The 16,428-nt window shown below is 72.6% G+C and carries 14 protein-coding genes and 1 riboswitch; of the genes, 3 read left to right on the forward strand and 11 right to left on the reverse strand.

All coding sequences use genetic code 11. The features are described from left to right. Window positions 1–215 precede the first annotated feature (215 nt). Together C0216_RS27325 and C0216_RS27330 are read left to right on the forward strand one after the other, a co-directional pair. Window positions 216–980, forward strand: coding sequence for an ABC transporter ATP-binding protein (locus tag C0216_RS27325; RefSeq protein WP_114058956.1), 765 nt, complete (start codon window positions 216–218; stop codon window positions 978–980). A gap of 122 nt (window positions 981–1,102) precedes the next feature. Then, window positions 1,103–3,655 carry an ABC transporter permease gene (locus C0216_RS27330; protein WP_114057824.1) on the forward strand — a complete coding sequence of 851 codons (2,553 nt, stop codon included), beginning with the start codon at window positions 1,103–1,105 and terminating at the stop codon, window positions 3,653–3,655. Between the two features lie 72 nt (window positions 3,656–3,727). Here the strand turns inward: C0216_RS27330 and C0216_RS27335 are convergent, their stop codons facing one another. After that, entirely contained in the window at window positions 3,728–5,080 is a 1,353-nt protein-coding gene (locus C0216_RS27335; protein ID WP_114057825.1) for an SAM-dependent methyltransferase, read from the reverse strand. A 194-nt stretch (window positions 5,081–5,274) separates the two neighbouring features. Beyond that, entirely contained in the window at window positions 5,275–6,660 is a 1,386-nt protein-coding gene (locus C0216_RS27340; protein WP_114057826.1) for an NAD(P)/FAD-dependent oxidoreductase, read from the reverse strand. Between the two features lie 121 nt (window positions 6,661–6,781). Here C0216_RS27340 and C0216_RS35135 point away from each other — a divergent pair, with 121 nt between their 5' ends. Beyond that, window positions 6,782–7,258 carry a type II toxin-antitoxin system RelE family toxin gene (locus C0216_RS35135; protein ID WP_281277960.1) on the forward strand — a complete coding sequence of 159 codons (477 nt, stop codon included), beginning with the start codon at window positions 6,782–6,784 and terminating at the stop codon, window positions 7,256–7,258. 3 nt (window positions 7,259–7,261) lie between these two features. On the opposite strand, the gene C0216_RS27350 is transcribed toward C0216_RS35135, so the two are convergent. The 9 genes from C0216_RS27350 to C0216_RS27390 form a co-directional block, all read right to left on the reverse strand. Then, window positions 7,262–8,203 (reverse strand): Ppx/GppA phosphatase family protein, encoded by a 942-nt coding sequence (locus C0216_RS27350; RefSeq protein ID WP_114057828.1) that lies wholly within the window; start codon window positions 8,201–8,203, stop codon window positions 7,262–7,264. Next, window positions 8,200–8,754 carry a DUF501 domain-containing protein gene (locus tag C0216_RS27355; protein WP_114057830.1) on the reverse strand — a complete coding sequence of 185 codons (555 nt, stop codon included), beginning with the start codon at window positions 8,752–8,754 and terminating at the stop codon, window positions 8,200–8,202. Before C0216_RS27355 ends, C0216_RS27350 begins: the two co-directional genes overlap by 4 nt. A 75-nt stretch (window positions 8,755–8,829) precedes the next feature. Next, complete coding sequence (locus tag C0216_RS27360; protein ID WP_114057831.1) at window positions 8,830–9,318, reverse strand: FtsB family cell division protein; 489 nt, start codon at window positions 9,316–9,318, stop codon at window positions 8,830–8,832. Between the two features lie 113 nt (window positions 9,319–9,431). Next, the gene (gene eno, locus C0216_RS27365; protein ID WP_114058957.1) at window positions 9,432–10,712 is read right to left on the reverse strand and encodes a phosphopyruvate hydratase; all 1,281 of its coding nucleotides are present in this window, start codon (window positions 10,710–10,712) and stop codon (window positions 9,432–9,434) included. A gap of 282 nt (window positions 10,713–10,994) precedes the next feature. After that, a complete protein-coding gene (locus C0216_RS27370; protein ID WP_114057832.1) occupies window positions 10,995–11,705 on the reverse strand; it encodes a transglycosylase family protein in 711 nt (236 codons plus the stop codon). 2 nt (window positions 11,706–11,707) lie between these two features. Next, window positions 11,708–11,874, reverse strand: a riboswitch (cyclic di-AMP (ydaO/yuaA leader). A gap of 283 nt (window positions 11,875–12,157) precedes the next feature. Then, window positions 12,158–13,216, reverse strand: a complete 1,059-nt coding sequence (locus C0216_RS27375; protein ID WP_114057833.1) for a transglycosylase family protein — start codon at window positions 13,214–13,216, stop codon at window positions 12,158–12,160. Window positions 13,217–13,318: 102 nt separating this feature from the next. Then, window positions 13,319–14,593, reverse strand: a complete 1,275-nt coding sequence (locus C0216_RS27380; protein WP_114057834.1) for a cytochrome P450 family protein — start codon at window positions 14,591–14,593, stop codon at window positions 13,319–13,321. Window positions 14,594–14,644: 51 nt separating this feature from the next. Further along, complete coding sequence (locus tag C0216_RS27385) at window positions 14,645–15,706, reverse strand: nucleoside triphosphate pyrophosphohydrolase (protein WP_114057835.1); 1,062 nt, start codon at window positions 15,704–15,706, stop codon at window positions 14,645–14,647. 55 nt (window positions 15,707–15,761) lie between these two features. Beyond that, complete coding sequence (locus C0216_RS27390; protein WP_114057836.1) at window positions 15,762–16,388, reverse strand: SurA N-terminal domain-containing protein; 627 nt, start codon at window positions 16,386–16,388, stop codon at window positions 15,762–15,764. Window positions 16,389–16,428 lie beyond the last annotated feature (40 nt).

Consider the following 16,428-nt stretch of genomic DNA (forward strand, 5'->3'; position numbering starts at 1 on the left):
TCCCGCGGCACGCGCGATCCCCCGGAAGGCCACCCCCCAGGGGGCGCAGTCATACCAGAGGAGGATCCGGCCGGTCCCGCGGTCAGACTCCAGTGGGCCGGTGAACGGGCACCGCGGCTGATCCCCTGCCCCTGCTGCGCGGAGACGATGGGAGGGTCCCAATCCGCAGACCGCCGCAGCCGGTCAGCATCCGAGGAGCAGCCCCCGTGACCACCATGAACCACGCCCCGCACACCACCCTGGCCGTGGCCGCCCGGGCCACCGGCCTCTCCAAGGTGTACGGCCAGGGCGAGACCCAGGTGGTCGCGCTCGACAACGTGTCCGTGGACTTCGGCCGCGGCCGGTTCACCGCGATCATGGGCCCGTCCGGCTCCGGCAAGTCGACGCTGATGCACTGCGTCGCCGGCCTCGACACGTTCTCCTCCGGCTCCGTACGCATCGGCGACACCGAGCTCGGCTCCCTCAAGGACAAGCAGCTCACCCAGCTGCGCCGCGACAAGATCGGCTTCATCTTCCAGGCGTTCAACCTGCTGCCGACCCTGACCGCTCTGGAGAACATCACCCTCCCGATGGACATCGCCGGCCGCAAGCCGGACAAGCAGTGGCTCGACACGGTCATCGAGATGGTCGGCCTCTCCGGCCGCCTCGGCCACCGCCCCACCCAGCTCTCCGGCGGCCAGCAGCAGCGCGTCGCGGTGGCCCGCGCCCTGGCCTCCCAGCCCGAGATCATCTTCGGCGACGAGCCCACCGGCAACCTCGACTCCCGCTCCGGCGCCGAGGTCCTCGGCTTCCTGCGCAACTCCGTGCGCGAACTCGGCCAGACCGTCGTCATGGTGACCCACGACCCGGTCGCCGCCTCCTACGCCGACCGCGTCGTCTTCCTCGCGGACGGCCGCATCGTCGACGAGATGCTCGCCCCCACCGCCGACGGCGTCCTCGACCGCATGAAGGCCTTCGACGCCAAGGGCCGCACCAGCTAGTACCGGCCGGTGCCGTGACCGGGCCGCCGGCCCGCAGCCGCCCGCCCGCCGCCCTCCCCGAACCGCCCGACCGCGCCTCCTGCGCCGCCGCCCCGGCGGCCGCCACGACTCCTGGATTCCCCATGTTCCGTACCGCCCTGCGCAACGTGCTCGCGCACAAGGCCCGACTGCTGATGACGGTCCTCGCCGTCATGCTCGGCGTCGCCTTCGTCTCCGGCACGTTCGTCTTCACCGACACCGTCGGCAAGGCGATGTCCGACCAGTCCCGCAAGAGCTTCGACGGGGTCGCCGTCTCCGTCACCCACCTCGGCCCCGGCCGCGCCGAGGACGGCACCAAGGAGGAGGGCGAGCCCGGCATCAGCCGGCAGACCCTCGACAAGGTCGCCAAGCTGCCCGGCGTCGCCTCCGCCTCCGGCCGCGTCTCCGGCTTCGCCGGCGTCGCCGACCCCTCCGGCAAACTCATCGGCAGCGGCTGGATGAACCAGGGCGCCAACTTCGCGCCCGTCCAGGACGGCAAGGACCCCCGCTACGCGTTCACCGCGGGCAGCGGGCCCGCCAAGGCCGAGGAGATAGCCCTCGACCAGGCCTCCGCCAAGGCCGGCCGCTACTCCGTCGGCGACAAGGTGCGCGTCGCCACCAACGGCCCGGTGAAGGAGTACACCCTCAGCGGCGTCTTCACCACCGAGGACGGCGCCGTCAACGCCGGCGGCTCGCTCGTCCTCTTCGACGCCAAGGTCGCCCAGGAGCTCTACCTCGCCCCCGGCTACTACTCCGAGCTGGCCGTCGCGGCCAAGCCCGGCACCGACGCGGCCAAGCTCCTCGCCGACGTCACCCCGGTCGTCGGCAAGGACGCCAAGGCCGAGACCGGCGCCGCCCTCGCCGAGCGCAACGCCAAGAACATCGAACAAGGCATGAGCGGCCTGAAGACCGGCCTGCTCGCCTTCGGCTTCATCGCCCTCTTCGTCAGCATCTTCCTCATCTACAACACCTTCAGCATGCTGGTCGCCCAGCGGACGAAGGAACTGGCCCTGCTGCGCGCCGTCGGCGCGACCCGCAGCCAGGTCCGCCGCTCCGTCCTGACGGAGTCCCTGCTCGTCGGCCTGCTCTCCTCCGTCCTCGGCCTCGGCGTCGGCGTGCTCCTGGCCATGGGCCTGCGCTCCGGCATGGACAGCTTCGGCGCGAAGATCCCGGCCGGCCCGCTGGTCGTCTCCACGACCGCCGTCACCACCGCCCTCCTCGTCGGCCTGGTCGTCACCGTGCTCGCCGCCTGGCTGCCGGCCCGCCGCACCTCCAAGATCCCGCCGGTCGCGGCGATGGGCAGCGCCCACCTCCCGCAGACCGCCAAGTCCCTCGTCCTGCTCAACAGCTTCGGCGGCGTCCTGGCCGGCCTCGGCGCGGCCCTGATCCTGTGGGGCTCCGCGAAGGGCGGCGAGACTGGCCGCTGGATCATCGGCGGCGGCGCGTTCTTCACGCTGATCGGCGTGGCCGTGCTCATCCCGATGCTGTCCCGGCCGCTGATCGCCGTCGTGCGCCCGCTGCTGACCCGCGTCTTCGGCACCGCCGGCAACCTCGCCGCCCGCAACGCGGTCCGCAACCCGCGGCGCACCGGCGTCACCGCCGGCATGCTGACCATCGGCCTGACCCTGGTGACGGGCCTGACCGTGCTCGGCGTGACCGTCGGCAAGGCCGTCGACCGCTCCACCACGGACCAGATCCGCGCCGACTACATGCTCACCATGGCCAGCGGCGGCGACCTGGACCCCTCGGTCCTGACCGCACTGGAGAAGACCCCGGGCGTCACCGCCGTCTCCGCCCAGCAGTCCGCCTACTTCAAGGGCAAGGGCGACGTCTTCCACTCCGCGTCCGGCGTCAACCCGGCCGCCATCGAGAAGGTCGTCAACCTGAAGGTCGTCAGCGGCTCGGTTGCCTCCCTGGCCCAGGGCCAGGTCGCCGTCGCCGACAAGACCGCGAAGAAGGCCGGCCTGTCGGTCGGCAGCACGATCGACGCCGCCTTCGACGGCGGCGAGAAGAAGACCCTCACGGTCGGCGCGGTCTTCGAGGAGAACGAGCTCGTCTCCCCCTACGTCCTCGATGCCAAGCTGGTCCCGGTCGCGGCCGGCGAGAAGCCGCAGATCCGCCAGGTCTTCGTCAAGCTGTCGGGCGGCGAGTCCGCGGCGAACGAGCAGAAGGTCATCGACGCCCTCGGCGACAACCCGGCCATCAAGATCGACACCAAGCAGGACATCCGCAACGAGATGGGCGGCATCATCAGCACGATGCTGAACCTGATGTACGGCCTGCTCGGCATGGCCCTCGTCATCTCGGTCCTCGGCGTCGTCAACACGCTGGCGATGTCGGTGTTCGAGCGGACCCAGGAGATCGGCATGCTCCGCGCCGTCGGCCTGGACCGCGGCCGGGTCAAGAACATGATCCGCCTGGAGGCCGTCGTCATCTCCCTCTTCGGCGCGGTCCTCGGCGTCGGCCTCGGCACCTTCCTCGCCTGGGCGCTGGGCCGCACCTTCAAGAACAGCATCCCGAACTACGAGCTGGTGATCCCGTACGACCGGATCGGCGTCTTCCTGCTGCTGGCCGCCGTGGTCGGCGTCCTGGCCGCCATGTGGCCGGCGCGCAGCGCGGCGAGGCTGAACATGCTGACCGCGATCAAGACCGAGTAGCAGCGGCCGGCAGTGCACGGAGGGCCCCGGGGCGGCGAAACCGCCCCGGGGCCTTCCGCGTTCCCTGGCGGGTCACGGGGGTGACGCGGGCCCCCCGCCCCAGGTGCGGGCCCGCAGGGGCATGCGGGAGGGGCCGCCGTCCTCGGACCGCACCGCGAGGACCTGGTTGACGCCGAGCCGGTTGTGCTCGAAACCGAGCGCCGACGCCGCCATGTACAGCAGCCACACCCGCGCCCGCCCCGGGGAGGTCAGGGCGACGGCCTCCTCCCAGTGCTCCTCCAGCCGGGCCACCCAGGCCCGCAGGGTGAGGGCGTAGTGCTCGCGCAGCGCCTCCACGTCGCGGACCTCGAAGCCGGCCCGCTCCAGTTCGCCGACGGTCGTGCCGAGGGGGGACAGCTCGCCGTCGGGGAAGACGTAGGCGTCGATGAACGCATCGACGCGGTAGGCGCGTTCGTCGGGTTCGGGGCGGCGGGCGATCTGGTGGTTCAGCAGCCGGCCGCCGGGGCGGAGGAGGGCGTACAGGCCGCGGGCGTAGTCGCGGTAGCGGGCGGCGCCGACGTGCTCGGCCATGCCGACGGAGGAGATCGCGTCGTAGGGGCCGTCGCCGACGTCGCGGTAGTCCTGGACGCGGATCTCCACCCGGTCGGCGAGGCCCTCTTCGGCGACCCGCTTGCGGGCGTACCCGGCCTGCTCGGCGGAGAGCGTGACGCCGGTGACGCGGACGCCGTACGCGCGGGCGGCGTGCAGGGCGAGGGCGCCCCAGCCGCAGCCGACGTCGAGGACGCGCATGCCGGGCTCCAGGCCGAGCTTGCGGCAGACGAGGTCGAGCTTGTCGTGCTGGGCCTGCTCCAGGGTGGCGCCGGGGCTCCAGTAGGCGCAGGAGTACACCATCGAGGGGCCCAGGACGTAGGCGTAGAAGTCGTTGCCGACGTCGTAGTGGTGGCTGACGGCCTTGCGGTCGCGGACCCTGCTGTGCCGGGATCCGCCGCGGCGGACGGCCTCCTCCGGCGGCGGCGCGGGCGGCGGCCACGGCCCGGCGAGGGCGGCGAGCTCGCGCAGGGCGGCGCGGCGGGCCGGGTCGCGCAGCAGCGCGGCGGTACCGGCCGGGGCGGCGGCTGCCGGGGCGGCGGCTGCGGCGGCTGCCGGGGCGGTCGGCCCGCGCTCCCACAGCAGGCCGGACACCAGGCCCAGCAGCCCGTACAGGTCGCCCTCGACGGTGAGGTCCCCGGCGACCCAGGCGCGGGCCAGGCCGAGCTCCCCGGGCCGCCACAGGACGCGGCGCAGGGCGCGTCGGCGGGCCAGGACGAGGACGGGCCCGCCCGGCGGCCCCGCCTCGCTGCCGTCCCAGGCCCGGATCCGGACGGGGAGCGGTGCGCCCAGCAGGGTCTCGGCCACAGCGGCCAGCCGCGGTGCGGCGTCGGTCATCGTCGGCACCTCCAGTCCATCCGATCGGACGGACTACCCCGGTACGGCGCCCGCCATGCCGCGGCGCGCGGGGCGCGCGGCGCCGGGTACGCCGAAGGGGCCGCCCGCACCACGGATGGCGGGCGGCCCCTTCGGGGACGTGCGGGGCGGGCCGGACGCGCGGGGCGTCCTGCCTGCCGTCGGGCGGACCTGCGTCAGGAGGCCTTGGCCTTCTCGGCCGGCGCGGCCGCGGCGGCCGGAGCCGGGGCCGGCTTGGCGGCCTCGTAGAACTCCTCGCGGGGGGTCTCCAGAGCACCCAGGGAGACGACCTCGCGCTTCAGGAACATGCCGAGGGTCCAGTCGGCGAAGACGCGGATCTTGCGGTTCCAGGTCGGCATGGCCATGCCGTGGTAGCCACGGTGCATGTACCAGGCGAGACGGCCCTTGAGCTTGATCTTCATCTTGCCCATGACGATCATCGCGACGCCCTTGTGGACGCCGAGACCGGCCACCGCACCCTTGTTGGAGTGCTCGTACTCCTTCTGCGGGAAGCCCCGCATGCCGGCCACGACGTTGTCGCCGAGGACCTTGGCCTGGCGCAGCGCGTGCTGGGCGTTCGGCGGGCACCAGGCGTTCTCGACTCCGGCCTTGCGGGCGGCGACGTCGGGGATCTGGGCGTTGTCGCCGGCGGCCCAGATGTAGTCGGTGCCCTGGACCTGGAGGGTCGGGGCGGTGTCGACGTGGCCGCGCGGGCCGAGCGGCAGGCCGAAGCGGGCCAGCGCCGGGTTGGGCTTGACGCCCGCGGTCCACACGATCGTGTTGGAGTCGACCTCGAGGCCGTTCTTCAGCACGACGTGGCCGTCGACGCAGGAGTCCATCGAGGTGCCGAGGTAGATCTCGATGCCGCGGGACTCCAGGTGCTCCTTGCCCCAGGTGCCGAGCTTGGGCCCGACCTCGGGAAGGATCTTGTCGGCCGCGTCCACCAGGATGAACCGCATGTCGTCGCGGCTGATCGTGGAGTAGTACTTGGCGGCGTCGCGGGCCATGTCCTCGACCTCGCCGATCGTCTCGGCGCCGGCGAAGCCGCCGCCGATGAAGACGAAGGTGAGGGCCCTGCGGCGGACGTTCTCGTCCGTCGTGGACTCGGCCTTGTCGAGCTGCTCGAGGACGTGGTTGCGCAGGCCGATGCCCTCTTCCACGCCCTTCATGCCGATGCCCTGCTCTGCGAGGCCGGGGATCGGGAAGGTGCGGGAGATGGCGCCGAGGGCGATCACCAGGTAGTCGAAGGGCAGCTCGTACGCCTCGCCGACGAGCGGCGTGACGACGGCGACCTTGCGGTCCTGGTCGATGCTGGTGACCCGGCCGGTGAGGACCTCCGCCTTGGGCAGCACGCGTCGCAGCGGGACGACGACGTGCCGAGGCGAGATGCTGCCTGCGGCCACTTCGGGGAGGAAGGGCTGGTAGGTCATGTACGACCGCGGGTCGACGACCGTGACGGTCGCCTCGCCGTAGCGCATCTTCTTCATGATGCGCTTGGCTGCGTACAGGCCTACGTACCCACCTCCTACAACGAGGATCCTGGGACGCTCCGTGGTGCTCATGGAACGAGTATCCAGCACCCCCAGGGGTGATGCTCGTGAGCCCCTTCACAAGAACCGACAGGGGCTCTGCTACACTGCGCCGCCCACGTGACGGAGGTCATGGTGCGGATCGGGAACCAGGGTGTGGCGGGATTCGTTGTTCACCCGCTCTGAACTGGCCTCCAAGGCCCCAACCGGAGTAGACCACCGGGTTCGTGGATACCTACCGACACGGCGCGGCGCCCTCCGCGGATCGCACGAAGAGGGTCGCGGAGGGGCCGTTGGACCCCCGAGGGGGGCCTTCCGGGCCCTCGACTTGACCCCGGGCACCCCTTTTCCTTGTGAAGAACTTCACGAACTTTTCGGCGCGCCGCCGGGGAAAGCCGAGCCCGAGCGCCCCGAGCACCCCCAACACGCCCGTTCTCAGGGCCCATCCGCCTTCGATCCCACCGCCGCTCCGCTCGCGCGGGGCGGCGACGTCCAGAAGATCACCGGGCCGTCCGGGCTCTACCGGCTCAGGGTCGGAAACCACCGGGTCGCCTACCAGGTCGACGATGGCGAGCTCGTCATCCTCGTTGTCAAGGCAGGCGACCGGCGAGACGTCTATCGCAATCTGTAGGCGTCAGGTCAGGGACCAGGCGATGCCGTCCAGGATGTCGTGTTCCGAGACCACGACCTCCGTCGCGCCCGTGCGCTCCATGACCGCCAGGAGGACGAGGGCGCCCGCCGCGATCACGTCGACGCGGCCCTCGTGCATCACGGGGATCGCGGCGCGCTCGGCGTGCGTGGACGCCAGCATGCGCTCGCTGATCTCGCGGACCTGCTCGTACGGGATGCGCGAGTGGTGGATACGCGCGGAGTCGTACGCGGGCAGGCCGAGCGCGATCCCGGCGACGGTGGTCACCGAGCCGGCGAGGCCCACCAGGGTGCGGGCCTCGCGCAGCGGGACGGTCTGCTCGGCGAGGTCCAGGGCCGCCTCGATGTCGGCCCGCATCGCCGCGGTCTGCGCCGCGGTCGGCGGGTCGGTGACGGCGCCGTCCACGACGAGGTGGCGCTCCGTCATGCGGACGCAGCCCACGTCGACCGAGCGCGCAGCCCGCACGTGGTCGTCGCCGACCACGAACTCCGTGGAGCCGCCGCCGATGTCCACCACCAGGTACGGCTTGTCCAGGTGGTCGGCGCCGACGAGCTCGCGGGTCGCGCCGGTGAAGGAGAACTCCGCCTCCTGCTCGCCGGAGACGACCTCCGGCTCGACCCCGAGGATGTCCCGCACCCCGGCGGTGAACTCGTCCCGGTTCTCCGCGTCCCGCGAGGCGGAGGTGGCCGCGAACCGTATGCGCTCGGCGCCCAGCTCCTTGATCACCCCGGCGTACTCGCGGCAGGCGGCGAAGGTCCGCTCCAGCGCCTCGGGGGCCAGCCGGCCGGTCCGGTCCACGCCCTGGCCGAGGCGGACGATCGTCATCCGCCGGTCGAGCTCGACGAGGTGGCCAGTCTCCGGGTCGCAGTCGGCAACCAGCAGGCGGATGGAGTTGGTGCCGCAGTCGACCGCCGCGACCCGCGTCATGCCTGCGGCTCCTTCTCCTGCTCGGCCGCGGCGCCGCCGCACGGCGTGACGCAGGGGCCCTTCGCCCACCACTCGGGCAGCATCGCCAGCGCCTCGTCGCCGAAGGGGTTGACGCCCGGACCGGCGGCCAGCGAGTGCCCGACCAGCACGTGCAGGCACTTCACCCGGTCCGGCATGCCGCCGGCGCTGGGGAAGCCCTGGAGCACCTCGATGGCGTCGCGGCGCCGGATGTAGTCCTCGTGCGCGGCCTGGTAGGCGGCGGCGAGCTCGGGGTCCTCGGCGAGGCGGGCCTGCATCTCCTTCATCACGCCGTTCGCCTCCAGCGTGCCGATCGCGGAGGCGGCGCGCGGGCAGGTCAGGTAGTAGAGCGTGGGGAAGGGCGTGCCGTCGGGGAGGCGGGGGGCGGTCTCCACCACGTCGGGCTGCCCGCAGGGGCAGCGGTGGGCGATGGCGCGCAGCCCGCGCGGCGGGCGTCCGAGCTGCTGCTCGAACGCCTCGATGTCCGCGTCGGTCGGCTCGGTCCGGTCGGTCTGGGGCGGGGGCGTCTGCATGCCTGGAGGAAGTCTCTTCGTTCTCGTGGATGGGTGCTGCGGGGTGGTGCGGGGCGGTCGGGTGCGTACGGCCCGTCAGTCGCCGGGGCGGTCGGCCTTGTCGACGCCGTCCCAGACGTTGGAGTACCAGGGCCGGTCCGCCCCGGCGTGCCCGGTGCGGCGCTGCTGCGCCGCCTCGGCCCCGGGGTCGGCCATGATGTAGCCGGTCTCGCCGGGCCGTACGAAGTGCAGGTGCTTGCGCGCCTGCTGTTCGGCGTAGGCGTCGTCCTGCCAGCGGGCCTTCTCGTCGCGCAGCCGCTCCAGCCGCTTGGCCGCCGCGTCGGCGGCCCGCTCCTGCTCGGCGATCTCCGAGCGCTGGGAGACGTACTGGCGCATCGGGTACGCCAGGGCGACGACCAGCGTGCAGAGGACCAGCACCAGGAGCGCGGCCCGGCCGGTGAGCCGGCTGCGGCGGACCTGTCGCCGGTTCTGCGACCGGTAGACGTGGGCTGCGGTCCGCTCTCCGAGCTGCTTGAGCCTCGTCGCGGTGGAGAAGGTGGAGAACCGATCCCGGTTCCCGGCCATTGAACCCGCCTCCCCTGGTGCACGGCGCTACGCAATACGTCCCCGCACACGGTACGGGACCGAGTGCGGGGACGTACGGAGGCCGGACCCTCGGGTCACGGCCCGGAGGCGGTTCAGCCCTTGAAGCGGGGGAACGCGCTGCGGCCGGCGTACACGGCGGCGTCGTCGAGGATCTCCTCGATGCGCAGCAGCTGGTTGTACTTGGCGACGCGCTCGGAGCGGGCCGGGGCGCCGGTCTTGATCTGGCCGCAGTTGGTGGCGACGGCGAGGTCGGCGATGGTGACGTCCTCGGTCTCGCCGGAGCGGTGGGACATCATGCACTTGAAGCCGTTGCGCTGGGCGAGCTCGACGGCGTCGAGGGTCTCGGTCAGCGAGCCGATCTGGTTGACCTTGACGAGGAGGGCGTTGGCGGTGCCCTCCTCGATGCCGCGGGCGAGGCGCTCGGGGTTGGTGACGAACAGGTCGTCGCCGACGAGCTGGACCTTGGCGCCGAGCTTCTCGGTGATGGTCTTCCAGCCGGCCCAGTCGTCCTCGAACAGCGGGTCCTCGATCGAGACGAGCGGGTACGCCTCGACGAGCTCCGCGTAGTAGTCCGTCATCTCGGCGGCCGAGCGGGCCTGGCCCTCGAAGTGGTACTTGCCGTCCTTGTAGAACTCGGACGCGGCGACGTCGAGCGCGAGGGCGATCTGCTCGCCGGGGGTGTAGCCGGCCTGCTTGACCGCTTCGAGGATGAGGTCGAGGGCCTCGCGGTTGGAGCCGAGGTTGGGGGCGAAGCCGCCCTCGTCGCCCAGGCCGGTGGAGAGGCCCTTGTCCTTCAGGACCTTCTTGAGGGTGTGGTAGACCTCGGTGCCCCAGCGCAGGGCCTCGGAGAAGGACTCGGCGCCGATCGGCGCGATCATGAACTCCTGGATGTCCACGTTCGAGTCGGCGTGCGAGCCGCCGTTCAGGATGTTCATCATCGGAACGGGCAGAAGGTGCGCGTTCGGGCCGCCGAGGTAGCGGAACAGCGGGAGGTCGGAGGCCTCGGACGCGGCGTGCGCGACGGCGAGGGAGACGCCGAGGATGGCGTTGGCGCCCAGCGAGCCCTTGTTGTCGGTGGCGTCCAGGTCGAACATGGCCTGGTCGATCAGGCGCTGCTCGGTGGCGTCGTAGCCGACGAGCTCGGGGCCGATCTGCTCGATGACCGCGAGGACGGCCTTCTCGACGCCCTTGCCCATGTAGCGGTTCGGGTCGCCGTCGCGGAGCTCGATGGCCTCGAAGGCACCGGTGGAGGCGCCGGACGGAACGGCAGCACGGCCGGTGCTGCCGTCGTCGAGGCCCACCTCGACCTCGACCGTGGGGTTGCCTCGGGAGTCCAGGATTTCCCGGGCTACGACGACGTCGATGGACGGCACGAGCATCTCCTTCTGGGATGTGACGCTGGGTGTGCGGTGGCGTGTCGGACCGAAGGACCGGCCCTGCCGCCTAGAGCCTAACCGCAGCCGGGGGGTCGGCCCGCCGACCGCCCGGGTCGTGGGACGAAAAAGGGCCCGAATACCCCGCTTCCCGGACATACGCCCCCTGCTGACGGCGGCGTACGGGGGCGGGCACGCCACCGCCCGGCGCGAGGGGGGGTACGCGCCGGGCGGTGGGGATCAGGTGTTGCGGGAGCCCTCGGGTGAGGGTTCGCGCGGAGTTCAGGCGAGCTTCAGCTTCTGGCCGGGGAAGATCAGGTCGGCGTCGGAGACGATGTCCTTGTTGAGCTCGAAGAGCTTCTCCCAGCCGCCCTTGACGCCCTGGGCGTCGGCGATGGTGCCGAGGGTGTCGCCGGACTTCACCTCGTACGAGCCGTTGCCGGTCTTGACGACGGGGGCCTCGGCGCGCTCGGAGCGCGTGGTGGGGGCGGGCGTCTGCGCGCGCTGGGTCTGCTTCTTGACCTCGGTCTTCTGCGGCTGCGTCTTCTTGGTCTCGGTCTTCGGCGTCTGCTTGGGGGTCGTGTTGGTGGTCGACCCGCCGCCGGTGTACGAGGAGTTGGACAGGCCCTTGCCGCAGTGCGGCCAGGCGCCCTTGCCCTGGACCTTCAGTACCTTCTCGGCGATGGCTATCTGCTGCGCCTTGGTGGCCTGGTTGGCCTGCGCGGCGTACGCCTTGCCGCCGAAGCCGGCCCACGTGGAGGCGGAGAACTGGAGGCCGCCGTAGTAGCCGTTGCCGGTGTTGATGGACCAGTTGCCGCCGGACTCGCACTGGGCCACGCGGTCCCACTCGGACGCGGTGGCGGCGGAGGCGGTGCCGGCGGTCATCAGGGGGGCCGCGACCGCGACGCCGGCGACGCCGGCGAGCGTGACGATGCGGGTGGTCCGCTCGATGGCGGTGGCGCGACGGTGCTTGCCCTTGCCCGAAAGCAGCATGGAGTTCTCCTCACCGACGCCTGCGAGGTGAGCTGTCGGGTTCGGGCGGATGAGTTGCCCGGTCGCGCACGTGGCGCGTCTTCACCCCAAGCCGGTCCGGACCGTCTTCGACGGCCTTTCGCGGCACCTACCTTGGTTCCCCCGCTCCTGCCTTCGGCGCTTGACGCGACGTGTTGTTCCCCCCGTCCGCCGGCAGGACTCGGCGATGCGGTCGAAGGGGCCCGCGGTGGCGGGCGATTCAGAAGGTAGACAGGTCCCTCCCCGAAGTTCAACGAGGGAAATCCGGGGAGGGAGGGCCCTACTTGCGCTCCCCCGAGGGGCATTTGCGCAGGTGAGGGCGGTTTTCACCCAAGGTCACGGACAGGACACGCCAGTTGACCGGAAGAGACGCATGTCTCATTTGAACGAACCGGACATTCAACACTTTCCGGGTGTCCGAAATGCCGTTGTTCTTAACCTATTTCCAGGTTCTGGCCGGGCTTGATGAGGTCGGCGTCCGAGCCGATGACCTGCTCGTTGGCCTGGTACAGCGCGCTCCAGCCGCCCTTGACGCCGGCGGCGTCCGCGATGGCGGCCAGGCTGTCGCCCTCCTTCACCGTGTACGAGGGCGCCGGCTCCTCGGCGGCGGGGGCGCCGCGGTGCTTCCCGGTGGCCGCCGTGGCGGCGGAGACGTCCGCCGGGTCGGTGGAGGCGCCCGGGGCCGGCGAGGCCGACGGGTCGGAGGGCGCCGCCGGGGAGCCCGGGGCGGCGGATTCGGGGGACCCGGAGGGCGCACCGGGCGCCGCGGGCGTCCCGGCGGTGTCGCCCGGCAGCGGGGTGCCCGGGGCGGTGGGGCTCGGCGTGGGGACCGCGGGGTCGGCGGGGTTCACGGGACCCGGGGTGACCGTGGGGTCGCCCGGGAACACCGGCGGGAGCGTCGGCGACGGCGTCGCACCGTCCGGGTCGGGCATGACGGGCAGTCCGACGGAGGGGGCGAGCGGCCCGGGGGGCGGGGTCGCCGGGGCGGGGGTCGGCGCGCCGTAGTCGGTGGGCCGGTGGCCGTCCGCGACGGGGACCTGGTCGTCCGGGCGGACCGGGGAGGGGCCGACGGCCCGGTGGCTGCCCGCGGAGCCCGGGTCCACGTCCGCGGCGGGGCCGTCCTGGGTCAGCCCGGCCGCGGCCGCGCACTGCGCCCAGGCCTGGGCGCCGCTGGCGGCGAGCACGCGCTCGGCGACCGCGATCTGCTGGGAGCGGCTGGCGAGGTCGGGGCGCTCGGCGAACTCCAGGCCGCCGGCGTTCTTCCACTGCTCCTGCGTGAACGCCAGGCCGCCGTAGGAGCCGTTGCCCGTGTTGGCGCTCCACGTCCCGCCGCTCTCGCATTCGGCGACTTTGTCCCACGTCGCGGCTTCGGCCGCACTCGCGCCGGTGGCGGCGAGCAGCGGCATGGCCAGCGCGGAGCCGGTGACTCCGGCGGTGACGACGATGGCGGGTACCTGGCGGGGGCGTCTGTGGCGGCCGTTCCCGGAACGCATGTGATGCACCTTTCGCATAACGGCGTGGTAACGGCAGAACCTAGCGGCCTTCGAACGATTGTCACAAGTTGAGCAAGAAATTGATTTACCATCAGAAACCCTTCAGATGTTTCGGGGTGTGAAGCGGACGGGAAGGGTGCGCAGGCCACGCATGATCAGTCCGCCCCGCCATCTCAGGTCCGCAGGCGGAACTGCCAGTTCCAGATCGGGCAGACGCGTCAGCAAAGTCGCAAGCGCCGTCTGACCCTCCAGCCGGGCGAGCGGCGCGCCCAGGCAGTAGTGGATCCCGTGCCCGTACCCCAGGTGCTGGTTGTCGCTCCGCGAGAGGTCCAGGGTGTCCGGTTCGGCGAACCGCGCCGGGTCCCGGTCGGCCGCGGCCAGGACGACCAGCACGGGGTCGCCGACCGCGATCTCCTGCCCGCCGAGGACCAGCGGCCGGGTGGCGAACCGCCAGGTCGCCAGCTCCACCGGCCCGTCGTAGCGGAGCAGTTCCTCGACGCCGGTCTCCAACAGGTCCCGCTCGCCGGCGGCGAGGGAGGCCTGGAGGCGGGCCCGCTCGCCCGGGTTCATGAAGAGGGAGTGGACGCCGTTGCCGATGAGGTTGACGGTGGTCTCGAAGCCCGCGAAGAGGAGGATGAACGCCATCGCGGTGGCCTCGGCCTCCGTCAGGTGGTCGCCGTGGTCGCTCGCCCGGATCAGGTCGGAGATGAGGTCATTGCCGAGGTCATCCCTTTTGCGGTGGATGAGTTCGCCGAGATAGGCCCGCATCTGCTTCACGGAACGGGCCACCCCGCCCCGCGGCCCGCCGCCGTGCCGGATCATCATCCCGGCCCAGTCCCGGAAGTCGTCCTGGTCCTCCCGCGGGACGCCGAGCATCTCGCAGATGGCGTAGATGGGGAGCGGGAAGGCGAACTCGTGGATCAGGTCCGCCTCGCCGCGGCCCGCGAACGCGTCGATCAGATGGTCGGTCAGCTCCTGCACCCGCGGCGCGAACTCCGCCACCCTGCGCGGCGTGAACGCCTTCGACACCAGCCGCCGCAGCCGCGTGTGGTCCGGCGGGTCGATGTTGAGCAGGTGCGTCATCAGCTCGGCCTTGCGCTCCCCCGGGATCCCGGTCTTGCCCTTGGCGTGCGCCGGCTCCGCGTGGTGCTCCGGGTTCTTGCTCAGCCGCTGGTCGGCCAAGGCCTGGCGGGCGTCGGCGTACCGGGTCACCAGCCACGCCTCCACCCCGCTCGGCAGCCGCGTGCGGTGCACCGGGGAGTGCTCCCGCAGCCAGGCGTACGCCGGGTACGGGTCGGTGGCGAACTCCCAGTCGAACAGGGTGGGGCCCTGCGCGGGAGCGGGTTCTTCGGAGGCTGCGGAGGTCGGCTCGTGCACGCCCCCGACCGTAACCCGCGCGCAGGCCCCCGCCCGCCGCTGCCGCTCCCCTTACTCCGCGGCCCCGCCCGCCCCGTCGGCCCCGTCCGCCCCGTCGGCGCCGGTGTCCCGGCCGGGGGCGGCGTCGAGGCCCTCCGCGGCGCGGATCGCGTCGCGGTAGGCGCGGGCCGCCGCCCGCAGGGCCGTCTCCGGGTCGGTGCCCTCCGCCTCGGCGCGCGCCGCGAGCCGCAGCAGCTCGTACCCGACGCCCTCGCCGGCCGGCAGGGCGACGGCCACCCCGCCCGCCCGCGCCCGCCCGGCGAGCTTCGCCGCGAGCGCCAGGCCGGGCTGGCCGAGCGGGATCCCGTCCGTGACCGACTCGCGCCGCTTCTCCACCGCCTTGGTGCGCTGCCAGTGCGCGCCGACGTCCTCCGCGGTCTCCGCCTCGGCGTCGCCGAAGACGTGCGGGTGGCGGTGGACCAGCTTCTCGACGAGGGTGCCCGCCACGTCGTCCACGGAGAACGGCTCCTCGGGGTGCTCCTCGGCGATCCGCGCGTGGAAGACCACCTGGAGCAGGACGTCGCCGAGCTCCTCGCGCAGCTCCTGCCGGCTGCCCTCCTCGATCGCCTCGACCAGCTCGTACGACTCCTCGATGGCGTACTTCACCAGCCCCTGATGGGTCTGCCGGGAGGTCCACGGGCACTCGCGGCGGACCCGGTCCATCACCTGGACGAGGTCGAGGAGCCGCGCCCCGGGCAGGTCGTAGGAGCCGGGCAGCAGCTCCAGCTCCGGCATCGCGACCCGGCCGGAGCCGGCGAGCCGGGCCAGCCCGTCGGTCAGCCGCCGGTCGCCCTCCCCGCCGGGGATGACCACGACCGTGCGCCCGCCGACGCAGGCATCGACCAGCTCCTGCGCGTCCGGCGCGGCGAAGCCGACCTCGACGCCGGCCTCGCGCAGGTACGGCAGCTGCGGGTGGTCCGCGGCGGCGCACAGCACCTCGTCCGCGGTGCGCAGCGCCTGCCAGGCCGGCCAGGACAGCAGTCCGGGCGCGACCCGGTGGCTGACGGTCAGCAGGACGATCCGCCCGGTGTCGGGGGCGGCGGGGGCGGCGGGTTCGGCGGAGTGGGAGTTCACCCTTCGAACCTACCGCCCTGCGCCGGACCGCGGCGGCGGGCCCCCGGGGGCCGGGTCAGGCGCCCGCGGCGGGCTGCTCGGGCCGGGTCCGCTGGGTGATCCAGGGGGTGGCCTGGTCGCCGAGGACGATCTGCTGGGCGTCCCACACGCCGTAGCGCGGGTTCACCTTGATGTGCAGCTCCTTCGCGGCGGCCGCGAGCCGCTCCAGCGCCTTGTCCTGGCTGCCGTAGTGCTCGAAGAGCTTGTCGCGCAGCAGCTTGAAGCGGGCGTCCGCCTCCAGCTGTGCGGGCGCCAGCTGCGCCTGCTCCAGCGCGGAGGCCTCCAGCCGCTCGCTGCTGCCGGCCTTCTCCAGCTGTGCCTGGCGGAACTCGCCGACCTCCCGCGGGGAGACCGTCACCCCCGCGTCCTTCGCGGCGCGCTCCAGGACGGCGGTCTGGATCATCTTGTTGAGCTTGACCCGCTCCAGGCCCGGCGAGGACTGGATCAGCTGGGCGGCGCTGCCCTCGGCCCGGTTCTGGGCGTCGCGGACGGCGACCACCTGGGCCTGGAGTGCGGAGGTCGTGATCCGCTCGCCGCCGACGACGGCCGCGGTCCCGGGCCGGGCCCCGCCCGAGCAGGCGGACAGCAGGGGGGCCGCGACGAGCAGGGCGGCGGAGACGGAGAGCGCTGTGCGACGGTGCAAAGGAGCCTCCAGGGCCGGGAGATTGTGCGTCGGTGCACAA

It is taken from the genome of Streptomyces globosus (assembly GCF_003325375.1).
Taxonomy (GTDB): Bacteria; Actinomycetota; Actinomycetes; order Streptomycetales; family Streptomycetaceae; genus Streptomyces; species Streptomyces globosus_A.